The 13,360-nt window shown below is 65.2% G+C and carries 13 protein-coding genes; all 13 read right to left on the bottom strand.

Annotated elements, in window-relative coordinates; translation table 11 throughout:
• Positions 1-7 precede the first annotated feature (7 nt).
• Entirely contained in the window at positions 8-505 is a 498-nt protein-coding gene (fliL, locus tag CAG46_RS04215; RefSeq protein WP_025340078.1) for a flagellar basal body-associated protein FliL, read from the bottom strand.
• Positions 506-723: 218 nt separating this feature from the next.
• Positions 724-2,004 (bottom strand): flagellar hook-length control protein FliK, encoded by a 1,281-nt coding sequence (locus CAG46_RS04210; RefSeq protein WP_085614529.1) that lies wholly within the window; start codon positions 2,002-2,004, stop codon positions 724-726.
• A 72-nt stretch (positions 2,005-2,076) separates the two neighbouring features.
• Positions 2,077-2,424 (bottom strand): Hpt domain-containing protein, encoded by a 348-nt coding sequence (locus CAG46_RS04205; protein ID WP_061304343.1) that lies wholly within the window; start codon positions 2,422-2,424, stop codon positions 2,077-2,079.
• A gap of 48 nt (positions 2,425-2,472) precedes the next feature.
• Entirely contained in the window at positions 2,473-4,164 is a 1,692-nt protein-coding gene (locus CAG46_RS04200) for a fused response regulator/phosphatase (RefSeq protein WP_085614530.1), read from the bottom strand.
• Positions 4,165-4,172: 8 nt separating this feature from the next.
• Entirely contained in the window at positions 4,173-4,478 is a 306-nt protein-coding gene (locus CAG46_RS04195; protein WP_013973600.1) for an STAS domain-containing protein, read from the bottom strand.
• 191 nt (positions 4,479-4,669) lie between these two features.
• A complete protein-coding gene (gene fliJ / locus CAG46_RS04190) occupies positions 4,670-5,122 on the bottom strand; it encodes a flagellar export protein FliJ (protein WP_085614531.1) in 453 nt (150 codons plus the stop codon).
• Between the two features lie 6 nt (positions 5,123-5,128).
• Positions 5,129-6,487 carry a flagellar protein export ATPase FliI gene (gene fliI / locus CAG46_RS04185; RefSeq protein ID WP_085614532.1) on the bottom strand — a complete coding sequence of 453 codons (1,359 nt, stop codon included), beginning with the start codon at positions 6,485-6,487 and terminating at the stop codon, positions 5,129-5,131.
• Positions 6,477-7,271, bottom strand: coding sequence for a flagellar assembly protein FliH (fliH, locus tag CAG46_RS04180; protein WP_085614533.1), 795 nt, complete (start codon positions 7,269-7,271; stop codon positions 6,477-6,479). The genes fliI and fliH overlap by 11 nt, the downstream gene beginning before the upstream one ends.
• 161 nt (positions 7,272-7,432) lie before the next feature.
• Positions 7,433-8,452 carry a flagellar motor switch protein FliG gene (gene fliG, locus CAG46_RS04175; RefSeq protein WP_003257289.1) on the bottom strand — a complete coding sequence of 340 codons (1,020 nt, stop codon included), beginning with the start codon at positions 8,450-8,452 and terminating at the stop codon, positions 7,433-7,435.
• Positions 8,445-10,223, bottom strand: coding sequence for a flagellar basal-body MS-ring/collar protein FliF (gene fliF / locus CAG46_RS04170; protein WP_025340086.1), 1,779 nt, complete (start codon positions 10,221-10,223; stop codon positions 8,445-8,447). Before fliF ends, fliG begins: the two co-directional genes overlap by 8 nt.
• A 15-nt stretch (positions 10,224-10,238) precedes the next feature.
• Complete coding sequence (fliE, locus tag CAG46_RS04165) at positions 10,239-10,571, bottom strand: flagellar hook-basal body complex protein FliE (RefSeq protein ID WP_013973606.1); 333 nt, start codon at positions 10,569-10,571, stop codon at positions 10,239-10,241.
• 209 nt (positions 10,572-10,780) lie between these two features.
• Positions 10,781-12,136: a sigma-54 dependent transcriptional regulator gene (locus CAG46_RS04160; protein ID WP_085614534.1), complete on the bottom strand. Its 1,356-nt coding sequence runs from the start codon at positions 12,134-12,136 to the stop codon at positions 10,781-10,783.
• Complete coding sequence (locus tag CAG46_RS04155; protein ID WP_085614535.1) at positions 12,136-13,353, bottom strand: PAS domain-containing sensor histidine kinase; 1,218 nt, start codon at positions 13,351-13,353, stop codon at positions 12,136-12,138. Before CAG46_RS04155 ends, CAG46_RS04160 begins: the two co-directional genes overlap by 1 nt.
• Between the last annotated feature and the right edge of the window lie 7 nt (positions 13,354-13,360).

The following is a 13,360-nucleotide window of genomic DNA, read 5'->3' as shown; positions in this document are numbered from 1 at the left end:
CGGACTCCTACTGCAATACGAAATTGGTGAACAGCAACTGGTCGACGACCGGCTTGCCGACTTCCTTCTGCGCCACTTCCTGAACCACTGCGGTGGCCTTCTGGCGCAGCATTTCCTGCCCCACCGGGCTGCCAGCCAGGGTGTCGAAGCCTTGCCCGGAGAACATCATCACCAGATTGTTGCGGATCACCGGCATGTGCACCTTGAGGGCGTCCAGGTCAGCCTGGCTGCGCGCTTGCAGGGTGATGCTCACCTGCATGTAGCGCTGGCGGCCGTTCTGGTTGAAGTTGACCACGAAGGCCGGGGCCAGCGCTTCGTAGATAGCCGCTGGCTTGACGTTGCTGGCTGCAGGATCGGCGGCCGGGGCCGGCTCGCTCTTGTGCATGATGAACCAGGTAGCGCCCACCGAAAGGCCGATCGCCAGCAACAGGCCCACTACCGCCAGCAGGATCAGCTTGAGTTTGCCTTTAGTGGCGGGGTCTTTGACTGCTTCGCTCTTCGCCATGCCAATAATCCGTCGTCCATCGGGGGTTCAAGGGAGGATGGCTTGGCTTGAGCAAGTGTTATGCCAGATTTCGCAGAAGGGAGATTTCAGCAGGAACGACTGTGCTGGCTTCTTCGCGGGTGAACCCGCTCCCACAGGACCTCCACAGGCTTCGAAGCCTGCACTGTACTTGTGGGAGCGGGTTTACCCGCGAAGAGGCCAGTACAGGCAATCGGGATCTACGCGTAGTAATCGACCGCACTGTCGCCAACAACCACCTGCTGCTCCACAGGCCGGGCGCTATCGACTGCCTCTGCCCCGCCCTGCTCGGCCCGGCGCGCCGCCACTCCGGACAGGTTGCTGCCCTGCGCCTGCCCCTGCTGCTGTTGTTGCTGCCCACGCGACTGGTCGGCCACGTTGACATCCGGCTGTGCCAGCCCCTGCTGGGCAAACAGCTCGCGCAGGCGGTGCACCTGGCTGTCGAGGGCGTCACGCACGCCGGCGTGGCCGCTGATGAAGGTGACTTGTGTCGACTGGTCCGTCGCAACATTGACGCGAATGTCCAGGCGGCCCAGTTCTGCCGGTTCCAGCTGGATATCCGCCGACTTGAGGTTCTGGCTGGACAGGTACATGACCCGGTTGACCAGGCCCTCGGCCCAGGCGTTCTGGTTCATCGGCAGCGGTTGGTGCAATGGGCTGGCATTGGCCGGCACGGCATTGGCGGTCTTGGCCGTGGCGGCCTGGGTCAGGTTGGCCAGGCGGTTGGCGAAATCGTCTACGCGTGTATCGCTGCCAGCGCTCTTGGTGTCTTTCAGGCCATCTTCGAGCAAGCCGGCAAAGGCCTTGTCGCCAGGCTCGCCCGTTTCACCCTCGGCATTCTCGACCAGATTCGCCAAGGTATTGACGGCCATCTGCCCCTCTTCGCCCTGAGCCTGCGAAGGGTTCAGGGCATGCGCCGAGGTCGCTCCCTTGGCCTGGGCGCTTTGTTCCAGCGCCAGGCGCAGGGTAGGCAGGTTGGCCAAAGGGTCGGCGTCAGGGTCGAAGGCTTCCTCGGCGGCCGGCTCCTCGGGCAGCTCGGCGGTGACCTGCGCCTGCGCCGCGGCGGCCTGCAACACCGGCGCCACCGCCTCGGCCTGGGCCTGGATCAGTTGTGCGCCAGGCTGGGCGTCGGTGACCTGGCCGGCAACCAGGCTGGCATCGCGCAAGCCGGTGTCGGCCTGGGCCTGGTCGTCGGCTGGCAATTGTTTGCCGTCATCGGCAATCGCGGGTTTGTCGGCAGCGGCTTTCTTGCCGCCCTGCGCCGCCTCGGGCTTGTCCTTGGGCTTGTCCTTGGGCTTGGCCTGGGCGACCTTGTCGTCCTGCCCGGCGGCCTTGTCGCGGCCCTGCCGGGCCATCACCTGGCCGAAGCCGTCGCCCTTGTCGCCCGGCGCCTGCAGCGGCTTGTCGGCCTGTGCGGCGGCCGAACGCGAGGTGTTGGCAATGGCGTTGCCTTGCAACAATGGGTTGGGTGCGACAGGCATCGAGCGGTCTCCGCGCCAAAAACAAAAAAATCATCCAGCCAGAGACAGGCAAGACTCGCGCCAAGTCGTGTTTCAACCCGCCGAAATGCGCTGCTGCTCACCTCGGTAGAAGCCCTGCACCTCGAGGAACTCTTGGTCGATGCGGTTGATCAGGTCTTCGATGCCATACAGCGGGGGCCGCCGTGCGCGCTCCTCCAGCTGCTGGCACAGGCTGGCCAATGCAACCGCGCCCATGTTGCTGCTGCTGCCCTTGAAACTGTGGGCCGCGGAGCCGAGCTCTTCGGCATTTTGGGCCGCGTGCAGCTGGCCCAGGCGCCGTTCGGAGTCTTCGAGAAAGGTTTGCACCAACTGCAGGTAGCCATCTTCCATGACCTCACGCAGGTCGCTGAGTACCTTGTGGTCAATATGCATGTCAGTCACTTGTTCACTCCTTGATCAAGCCAGATTATGCCCGAGCCAACCCGTGGCTCACCAGACGAACTCCACATGCGCGCAGCGCCCGCCCTCACTCCAGTGCGCGCTGCTGGCCAGCCGCCTCACCAGGTTCAGGCCTCGCCCGCTCAGCCCCTGCTCCAGCGAGGGCCGCGACAGCACCCGTTGCACATCGAACCCGGCACCACTGTCACGGACCTCGATCATCAGACGCCCGCCGTCGGCTTGCGGTTCAACCTTGAAATCGATGCGCACGTAACCGTCGGTCAGAACCCCAAGGCGCCGGGCGCGTTCCTGATAATAGTCGGCAAAGCCCTGTACATCGCGCTTGAGCTGCGAGTCCAGGCCCAGCACGCCATGCTCCAGGGCATTGGAATACAGCTCGCTGAGCACGCTGTGCAGGTTGCCGGTACGCGCGCGCAGGCCATGAATCTCCTGCAACAACTGCACCAGGTACGGCACCGGGTTGAAGCGCTTCAGGCTCTGGCCACGCACCTCGAACCCCAGCGACCAGTCCAGCGGGCTGGAGCGGCCGCTATCAGAGTAGATCATCGGCGCCGGCACCCGCTCCTCGGCGCTGAACATGCGAATGTCGCACAGGCTGATGTCATCGCGCGGGCGCCCGCCAAAGCGCTCCAGGGCCTGCATCACTTCGTCGAACAACCGCACCGGGTCCCGGTTGTCGGCCAGCACCCTGCGCAGGCGCTGTACACCGAACAGGCGCTCCTGGTCGTCGGCGGTGTCCAGCACGCCGTCCGACAGCAGCAGCAGGCGCTCGCCCGGTGCCAGCGGCAACACTTCGGTACTGTCATCGAAACGCTCGGCGTCCAGGATGCCCAGCGGCAGGTGTCGCGACGTCAGCACCGACAGCACCTGGCCATCCACTGCCAGGCGATAGCCATCAGGCATGCCGCCGTTCCACACTTCCACCGAACCGCGCTGCATGCTGAGGTTGAGCAGCAGCGCACAACAGAACATGTCCACCGGCAGGATACGTTTGAGCTTGGCATTCATCTCGCGCAGGATCTGCGCCATGCCGTAGCCCTTGGCAGTCATGCCGTAGAACACTTCGGCCAGCGGCATGGCGCCTACCGCCGCCGGCAGGCCGTGGCCGGTGAAATCGCCGAGCAGCACGCGCATGTCGCCGGACGGGGTGAACGCGGCCAGCATCAGGTCGCCATTGAACAGCGCATAGGGCGATTGCAGGTAGCGGATGTTGGGCGCGGCCAGGCAGCCGGAGTGGGCCACCTTGTCGAACACCGCCTTGGCCACCCGCTGCTCGTTGAGCAGGTGGTGGTGGTGCCGGGCAATCTGGTCGCGCTGCTCCAGCACGGTGGCCTGCAGCCGGCGCAGGCGGTCCATGGCGCGTATCTTGGCACCGAGGATCACCGCACTGTAGGGCTTGGCCATGAAGTCGTCGCCCCCGGCCTCCAGGCAGCGCACCAGGCCTTCCTCCTCGTTCAATGACGTCAGGAAAATGATCGGCACCAGCGCTTCGCCGGCCAGCGCCTTGATCTGCCGCGCCGCCTCGAAGCCATCCATCACCGGCATCAGCGCATCCAGCAGCACAAGTTGCGGGCGCCGCTCGACGAACAGCGCCACCGCCTGCTCGCCGTTTTCCGCGGTGAATACCTGATGGCCCTGACGGCGCACGATCTGCGCCAGCAGCAGGCGGTCGGCGGCACCGTCTTCGGCGACCAGCACGGTCAACGTCTGTTCGGCCGGCATGTCGGCGCTCAACTGATATCGAAGAGTTTTTCGAAATTGGAGATGGCGAGGATCTTGCGCACATCGGAGCTGGCATGCACCACACGCACATCCGACTCATCGCCGCCCGCATGGTCGCGCAGCAACAGCAGCATGCCGAGTGCGGAACTGTCGAGGTAGGTGGTGTCCTTCAGGTCGACAACCACCGAATCTGGCCGGCTGGGCTGGCGTTCGTAGGCGTCACGAAATTCCTGATGCTTGCCGAAATCGAAGCGCCCCTTGATCTTGATCGTCAGCTTTTTCCCGTCCTGCGAAAAATCAGTCTCGACTGCCATGCTAGCGATTCCTTCGATGATGGCGGATGCAACTCCTTAAAGGTTTAGCAGGCGATGCCGGGGGTGGCAAGCATGTGGGCTGCCTGTCCCGGCCTCTTCGCGGGTAAACCCGCTCCCACAGGATCTCCACGAATTCGAATCCTGCGCCGTACCTGTGGGAGCGGGTTCACCCGCGAAGAGGTCAGTACAGGCTATAGGTGATTCTGCCGCGGCAGGCGTTGTGACAGCTCGTCGAGCAAGCGCTGCTCGCGCTTGTCTTCGGCCCGCCGGGCTTCGTCCAGGTAGCGCTGCACCAGCTTGCGCAAGCCTTCCACCCGGGCATAGGCCTGCTGCCAGGTACCGCGGGCGTTGTTGAGGTTGTTCTGGTGCCAGACCAGGCTCTGGCGCTGCTGGGTCATGGCCGTTTCCAGCTGCCCGAGGAAGCGCTGGTAATTGACCAGCCAGCTACCGTTTACCCCCTGCCCGCCACGGTTGATCCACTGCAGTTGGTAGTCCTCGCGAAACCGCTCGAGCTCGGCCAGCTTGGCCTGTGCCATGGCCACCTGCTGCTGGAACTGCCCAAGGCGCTGAGCGGCCTGGCGCTCGGCCTCTTCGGCCATGTCCACCACCGGCGCCAGGCGCGCGGCACGTCCGGGCAGTGCCATGGCCTATCAACCGCCCGCCGGGGGCGCAAAGATCGCCCCCAACTGTTCGCGGCTTTGCGCCATGCCCACGCTCTCGCGCAGGCCCTGGCGCAAAAACTCCACCAGCTTCGATTGCAGGGCGATGGCCAGGTCGGTTTCCGGGTCGCCACCCGCCACATAGGCACCCACGCTGATCAGGTCGCGGCTTTGCGACAGGCGCGACCACAACTGCTTGAACTTTTGCGCCTGGCGCAAATGGTCGGCATCGACCACCTGGGGCATGACCCGGCTGATCGAGGCTTCGATGTCGATGGCCGGGTAATGGCCTTCATCGGCCAGCCGCCGCGACAGCACGAAGTGGCCATCGAGCACACCGCGCGCCGCGTCGGCAATCGGGTCCTGCTGGTCGTCACCCTCGGACAACACGGTATAGAACGCGGTGATCGAACCACCACCTGGCTCGCCGTTGCCGGCCCGCTCCACCAGCTTGGGCAGTTTGGCAAACACCGACGGCGGGTAACCCCGGGTGGCCGGCGGTTCGCCGATGGCCAAGGCGATTTCACGCTGGGCCTGGGCAAAACGGGTCAGCGAGTCCATCAGCAACAGCACGTTCTTGCCCTTGTCGCGGAAGTACTCGGCAATACGTGTGCAGTACATGGCGGCCCGCAGGCGCATCAATGGCGCATCGTCGGCGGGCGAAGCGACCACCACCGAGCGCTTGAGGCCTTCCTCACCAAGGATATGCTCGATGAACTCCTTGACCTCGCGGCCCCGCTCGCCGATCAGGCCGACGACGATGATCTCGGCTTCGGTGAAGCGGGTCATCATGCCCAGCAACACCGACTTGCCCACCCCGGTACCGGCGAACAGGCCCAGGCGCTGGCCGCGACCGACGGTGAGCAGGCCATTGATGCTGCGAATGCCCACGTCCAGCGGCTTGCTGATGGGGTCGCGGTTCAACGGGTTGATCACCGGGCCGTCCATCGGCACCCAGTCCTCGGCCTTCATCCCGCCCTTGCCATCCAGCGCGCGGCCGGCGCCGTCCAGCACCCGGCCAAGCATGCTCATGCCCATGGGCAGGCGGCCGCTGTCATCCAGCGGCACCACCCGGGCGCCGGGGGCGATGCCGACAATGCTGCCGACCGGCATGAGGAATACCTTGGACCCGGCAAAGCCCATGACTTCGGCCTCCACCTGCACCGGGTGGTAGCTGTCGTCGTTGATTACCAGGCAGCGGCTGCCGACTGCAGCGCGCAGGCCTTCGGCTTCCAGGGTGAGGCCGACCATGCGCAGCAGGCGGCCTTCGACGATGGGCTGGGCCGGCAGCTCGATGGCCTCGGCGTAACTGCCCAGGCGCTTGCCGAAACTGGTGCGCTCAAGTTGCATCCGGGCTACCCACGGCGCGCTCTGGCAGGCTGTCCAGGTCTACCGACATGTCCGGCGCTGCCGGGTGCAGCGAATGGTCGTGCAACTGGTCGAACAGTTGTGCCACGGCTTTCTCGATGCGGGTTTCCATGGTCGCGTCGATGCGGCTGTGCGCAGTCTCGATACGGCAGCCGCCTGGTAGCAGTGCGCTGTCCTCGAGCAGCCGCCAGCTTTCCTCATGGCGCTCGCGCAGGGCCTTGGCCAGCTCGAAATCCTGCGGGTTGAGGTGGATGCGGATATTGTCCGCGCCCATGGGCAGCAGCTTGAGCGCTTCGCGCAGTACCTGGGTGATCTGGCTGGAATCGCCCCGCAGTTCGCGACCGATCACCTGGCGGGTCATGTGAGCCACCAGGTGGACCAGGGTTTTCTCGATCTGCGTGTCCTGCTCGGCGATCGGCTCCATCAGGTTGGTCATCAGCCGGTCGAGGCTCTCCAGCTTGGTCTTCAGGGCCTCTTCGGCTTCCTGGCGGACCTTGAGCTGGGTGCTATGGAAGCCCTCGCGCTCACCGGTGGCGAAGCCTTCGTTGTAGGCCTCCTGGCGGATGGCCTCGAGTTCTTCCAGGGTCAGTGGCTGGACTTCTTCCAGCGGCACTTCCTCGACTTCTTCCTCGATTACCTCGGGTTCCGGCGCCGGTTCGGGCTCAGGCTCCGGTTCCGGGTCGAAGCTGGGCAGCGCCCATACATCCACGCCCTCGAGGTCGCGGGCGCGGATCAGGTCGCTGGGGTGATGTTCTTTGGTGGGCATGCTGTCATGTTCTCAAACCATGTTCAGCCGACACGGTCCCTGTGGGAGCGGGTTTACCCGCGAATGCGTCGGCAGCGACAACCTCTATCGCCAGGTCCGACGCCTTCGCGGGTAAACCCGCTCCCACAAGGGGTGGCGTCGGCCTTCAGATCGCGAATACCTTAGATCATTTCCTCGGCACCCTTGCCGCCGAGCACGATCTCGCCGGCCTCGGCCATGCGGCGGGCGATGGTGAGGATTTCCTTCTGCGCCGTTTCCACGTCGCTGACCCGCACCGGCCCCTTGGCCTCCAGGTCGTCGCGCAACAGCTCCGAGGCACGTTTGGACATGTTCTTGAAGATCTTGTCCTTGACCCGCTCGTCGGCGCCCTTGAGCGACACCACCAGCACGTCGGACGAGACTTCGCGCAGCAACGCCTGGATGCCACGGTCGTCGACGTCGGCCAGGTTGTTGAAGACGAACATCAGGTCTTCGATCTGCTCCGACAGGTCGCTGTCGATCTCGCGGATCGCGTCCATCAGTGCACCTTCCACCGAGCTGTCGAGGAAGTTCATGATGTCGGCGGCGCGCTTGATGCCGCCCAAGGTGGTACGCGCCGCGTTGGAGTTGCCCGAGAACTGCTTCTCGAGGATCTGGTTCAGCTCCTTCAGCGCCGCCGGCTGCACGGTGTTCAGCGACGACACGCGCAGGACGATGTCCAGGCGCACCTTGTGGTCGAAGTTGCTCAGCACTTCGCCGGCCTGGTCGGGGTCGAGGTAGGCAACCACGATGGCCTGGATCTGCGGGTGCTCGTAACGGATCACGTCGGCAACGGCGCGCGGCTCCATCCACTTCAGGCTGTCCAGGCCGCTGGTGTTGCCACCGAGCAGGATGCGGTCGACCAGGCCGTTGGCCTTGTCCTCGCCCAGGGCCTGGTTGAGCATCTTGCGGATATAGGCATCGGAGCCCACGCCCAGGCTGGTCTGGTCGCCGACGATTTCGACGAACTCGCTCATCACCTGCTCGACCTGTTCACGGTGCACATTGCCCATCTGCGCCATGGCCACACCCACCCGCTGCACTTCCTTGGGCCCCATGTGCCGCAGCACCTGGGCGGCATCGGTCTCGCCCAGCGAAAGCAGGAGGATCGCCGCCTTGTCGACGCGGCTCAGCTTGGCGGTAACGGCTCGGTTATCACTCATCGGCGTTGATCCACTCTTTCACGACCTGGGCAACGCGGCCCGGGTCTTCGGCCACCAGGCCTTTGATTGCGTTGAGCTGTGCCTCGTAACCCTCGTTCGGGCTAGGCAGCAGAATGCTTGTCGGGCCACCCAGACTGACGCGGTCGTTGGCCAGTTCGCCATCCAGACCCATCATGCCGCCCAGCTCCATGTCGCTATCCGGGGCAGCCTGCTTGCCGCCCCCTGTAATGTTGTTCAGCACCGGGCGCAGCACACCGAACACCAGCACCAGGATGAACACCACGCCCAGCACTTGCTTGACGATGTCCCAGAACCACGGCTGCTGGTAGAAGGCGATGTCGGTGATCTCTTCGCCGCGGTCGGCGGCGAACGGCACGTTGATCACCGTCACGCTGTCGCCACGGCTGGCATCGAAGCCGACCGCGTCCTGCACCAGGCGAGTGAAGCGTGCCAGGTCCTCGGCGCCCCATGGCGCACGGGTGGCGTCGCCGGTGGCCGGGTCGATCTTGACCTGGTCGTCCACCACCACCGCCACCGACAGGCGGGTCATGCGCCCCTGCTGCTGGCGGGTGTGGCTGATGGAACGGTCCAGCTCGAAGTTCTTGGTGCTTTGCTGGCGCTTGTCCGAGGGGTACGGCGCAAGCATCGGCTGGCCGGTGGCCGGGTCCATGATCTGCTGGCCGTTGGCATCCACCAGCGGCTGGCCAGGCTGGATGGCCGCGGCCGGGGTAGCGGCACCACCGGTGGTCTGCGGTGCCGAGGCCGGGCCTGGCGGCTGGTTGCTCAGCGCACCGGGCACACCTTGCGGCCCCTGGCTGCTGGCACGTTGTTCATCGACCGACTGCTCGCTGCGCAGCGCCGGCTGGTCTGGGTTGAACTGCTCGGAGGTGGACTCGACCGCACTGAAGTCCAGGTCGGCGGACACTTCGGCCTTGTAGCGGTCATTGCCCAGCACCGGCTGCAGGATGTTGTGCACCCGCTGGGTGAGCATGCTTTCCACCCGGCGGCTGTAGTCGAACTGTTTGCCTGCCTGGGTCAGGGCGGTGTCCTGGATCTGCTCGGACAGCAGGTTGCCCTTCTGGTCGACCACGGTGACCTGGGACTTGTCCAGTTCCGGCACGCTTGTGGCGACCAGGTTGACGATGGCCATCACCTGCCCGGCTTCCAGGGCACGGCCCGGGTACAGTTCGACCAGTACCGAGGCGCTGGGCTTGCGTTCGTCACGCACGAACACCGAGCTTTTCGGGATGGCCAGGTGCACGCGCGCGCCCTTTACGTTGTTCAGGCTGGACACGGTACGCGCCAGCTCGCCTTCCAGGCTGCGACGGTAACGGGTGGCTTCCATGAACTGGCTGGTGCCCAGGCCCTGCTCCTTGTCGAGCAGCTCGAAACCGACGTTGCCATCGCTTGGTGCCACACCGGCGGCCGCCAGTTTCAGGCGCGCACGGGAGAGGTCGTCGGCCTTGACCAGCAGAGCACCGGAATTGGGCTCGACGTTGTAGGGGATGTCGGCGGCGGCCAGGGTGTCCATGACCTGCTTGGTGTCCATGCCCGCGAGGCTGCCGTACAGCGGACGGTAATCGGGTTGTTGCGACCACAGCACCACGGCAAAGCCGATCGCCACGCTGGCGGCCAGGCCGACCAGAAGGCCGATCTGACGCAGCATGGGCATCTGCGCGATGTTTTCCAGAAACGCCATGCCGAACAGCGGCGGCTTGGCCGCGGGCGGGCCGCTTTTGGCAGGGGGGTTGTCGACGACTGCTTCAGCCATGGTTTACGTCCGTCCTCAAACCGGCATCTGCATGATGTCCTGGTACGCCTGGACCAGCTTGTTGCGTACCTGGGTCAGGGCCTGCATCGACACGCTGGCCTTTTGCGAAGCGATCATCACGTCGGTCAGGTCGACGCCACTCTTGCCGATCTCGAAGGCGTTGGCCAACTGGGTCGAAGCCTGCTGCGTCTCATGCACCTTGCCGATGGCCTGGCCGAGCATGTCGGCAAAGGTACTTTGCCCGGGTGCCAACTCGGGGGCGGCGGCCACCTTGGGCAGCGACATGGCATCGGCCTGCATGGCCCGCATGTCCAACATCAGACGATTGAATTCAACACCTTGGCTCATGACCCTTCTCTCTCCTGCGGCCGCATTTTTTTGACAGTGATGCGGCGGATAGCCAACCTAAAGCAACAAAGGTGCCAGCCTATGTATGCCAGACAATCTGGGGCCGCTTCGCGCCCCATCGCCGGCAAGCCAGCTCCCACAGGTACAGCGCGGGGCTCTGTGGGAGCTGGCTTGCCGGCGATGGGCTGCGCAGCAGCCCCTTTCGATCTTCAGCCGAACAGGCTGGCCTCGACGTCAAACCCGGCATCGCGCATCTGCGCCAGCTTGTAGCGCAGGGTACGCGGGCTTATCCCCAGGCGTTCGGCCGCCTCTTTGCGGCGGCCGCGCTCGGCGCGCAGGGTGTCGATGATCATCTGGTACTCATGACGACGCATGTCATCGCCCAGCCCGCCGGGCTCGGCCACCACCTCGGATGATGGCTCGATGCCAGCTGACAATGGAATGGCGCCTGCCAGACAAAAATCCGCCGCCTCGATCACCCCGCCCTGCTGCAGGATCAGCGCCCGCTGCAGGGCGTTGTCCAGTTCGCGTACGTTGCCCGGCCAGGCATACGCCTGCAGGCAGGCTCGGGCCTGGGGCGACAGCTGCACGGGGGCGTGCTTCATCTTCGCCACGTGACGCGCCAACAGGCGCTCGGCCAGTTGCAGGATGTCACCCGGGCGTTCGCGCAGCGGGCGCCAGGCCAGAGGGAACACCGACAGGCGGTAGTACAAGTCTTCACGGAAACGCCCGGCCGCCACTTCGCCAGCCAGGTCACGGTTGGTGGTGGCCAGCACGCGAATATCCAGGCTGATCGGCTTGCGCCCACCCACCCGCTCCACCTCGCGCTCCTGCAGCACGCGCAGCAGCTTGGCCTGCAAGGCCATTGGCATTTCCGAGATTTCGTCGAGCAGCAAGGTGCCACCTTCGGCCTGCTCGAACTTGCCGGCCTGGGCAGCGATGGCGCCGGTGAAGGCACCCTTCTCGTGGCCGAACAGGGTGGCCTCGAGCATGTTGTCGGGGATGGCAGCACAATTGATCGCCACGAAGGGCTGCGCCGCCCGCGGCGACTGCTGGTGAATGAAGCGCGCCAGCACTTCCTTGCCGGTACCGGATTCGCCGGAAATCAGCACGGTAGAGTCACTGCGCGCCACCCGCGTGGCCAGCTCCAGCAACTGTCGACTGGCCGGCTCGCAGGCCACCGGGCCTTCCTCTTCAGCCACGCGCCCGGCGGCATGCCGCTCGACCAGGCTGAGCAAGGCCTTGGGTTCGAATGGCTTGACCAGATAGTCGGCAGCCCCTTGGCGCATCGCCTCGACGGCACGCTCCACCGCGGCATGCGCGGTCATCAGCAACACGGGCAGTTGCGGTTGCTGGCGGCGCAGCTGGGCCAGCAGTTGATGCCCATCCATGCCAGGCATGTTCACATCGCTGACTACCAGGCTGAAGGCCTCCTCCAGTACTGCTTCCAGCGCTTCTTCGGCACTGCCCACCGCCTGGTAGGCGAAGCCGCCGATTTCCAGGGTATCGCCCAGCGCCTGGCGCAATACGCGGTCATCCTCGACCAGCAGCACCTTGATCGCCATTACATGCCCTCCGCCAGTTGCCCGTCGATCAACGGCAGCTCCACCCGCACACAGGTACCACGGCCAACCCTCGAGCGCAGGCGCAGCGTACCCTGGTGCGCACGCACCACGGCCTTGACCACAGCCAGGCCCAAGCCGGTGCCGGTAGCCTTGGTGGTCAGGAACGGTTCGCCCAGGCGGCCGAGCAGGTTGGCATCGATGCCACTGCCGGCGTCGCTTACACACAGGTGCAGGCTGCGCTCGCGGCGGAACAGGTGCACCTTCAGTCGCGCCGGGCCGTCGCTGGCTTGCAGCGCATTTTCGATCAGGTTGAGCAATGCACCAACCAGGGTGTCGCGGTTGCACAGCAGCTCACCCAGGTGGCTGTCGCACTGCCAGCGCACGGCGTGCCCTTGCACATGCGCCTGGGCAGCCTGCTGCAGGGCCTGGAACAAGGCTTTTGGCGTGACTCGATCATTCAGCGGCAGCTCGCCACGGGCGAATACCAGCATGTCGCGCACCTGGTGTTCCAGCTCGTGCAGGCGCTCCTTCAGAGTGCCGGCAAAGCGCTGGCGGGTTTCCGCGCTCAGGTCTTGCTCGGGATCAGCCAGGTGGCTGGCGTAGAGCATCGCCGCCGACAGTGGCGTGCGGATCTGGTGCGCCAGCGAGGCGACCATGCGCCCCAGCGAAGACAGGCGCTCGTGGCGAGCCAGCTGGTCTTGCAGGCGACGGGTTTCGGTCAGGTCGTTGAGCAACACCAATTGGCCAGGCTCGGCATCCAGCGAGCGAGTGGCAATGGACAGACGGCGGCCGTCGCGCAGCGAGACTTCGTGACCGTCATCCTTGCGCGGGGCAAAGCTGCGGGCGATCACCTGGCGCCACAGCTGGCCGACCAGCGGCTCGCCGAGCAGTTCGCAGGCGGCCGGGTTGGCTTCGCGTACCAGGCCCTGGCCATCGATCACGATCACTCCGCCGGGCAGCAGGTCCAGCAGGTTCTGCAGGCGGTTGGCCAGGCGTTCCTTTTCGCTCAGTTCATCGATGCGCTGGGCGCTGACCACCGCCAGCTCGCCCTTGAGTTCGCTGACCCGGGCTTCGAGCAGGCTGTAGGACTGACTCAGTTGGGTGGATACCTGACTGAACAGGGCGAAGGCCTGCTCGAGACCCTGACGGCTTTCCTGCTCGATCGGGGTTTGCCCCTGCGGATCGGGGGCTAGGGATACGTGGGCGGCCTGGGGCATCTTGCTC

Source organism: Pseudomonas sp. B23(2017), assembly GCF_002113725.1.
Taxonomy (GTDB): domain Bacteria; phylum Pseudomonadota; class Gammaproteobacteria; order Pseudomonadales; family Pseudomonadaceae; genus Aquipseudomonas; species Aquipseudomonas putida_Z.
The sequence above is the reverse complement of the archived record's forward strand: the minus strand, read 5'-3'. Positions and strand labels throughout refer to the sequence as shown.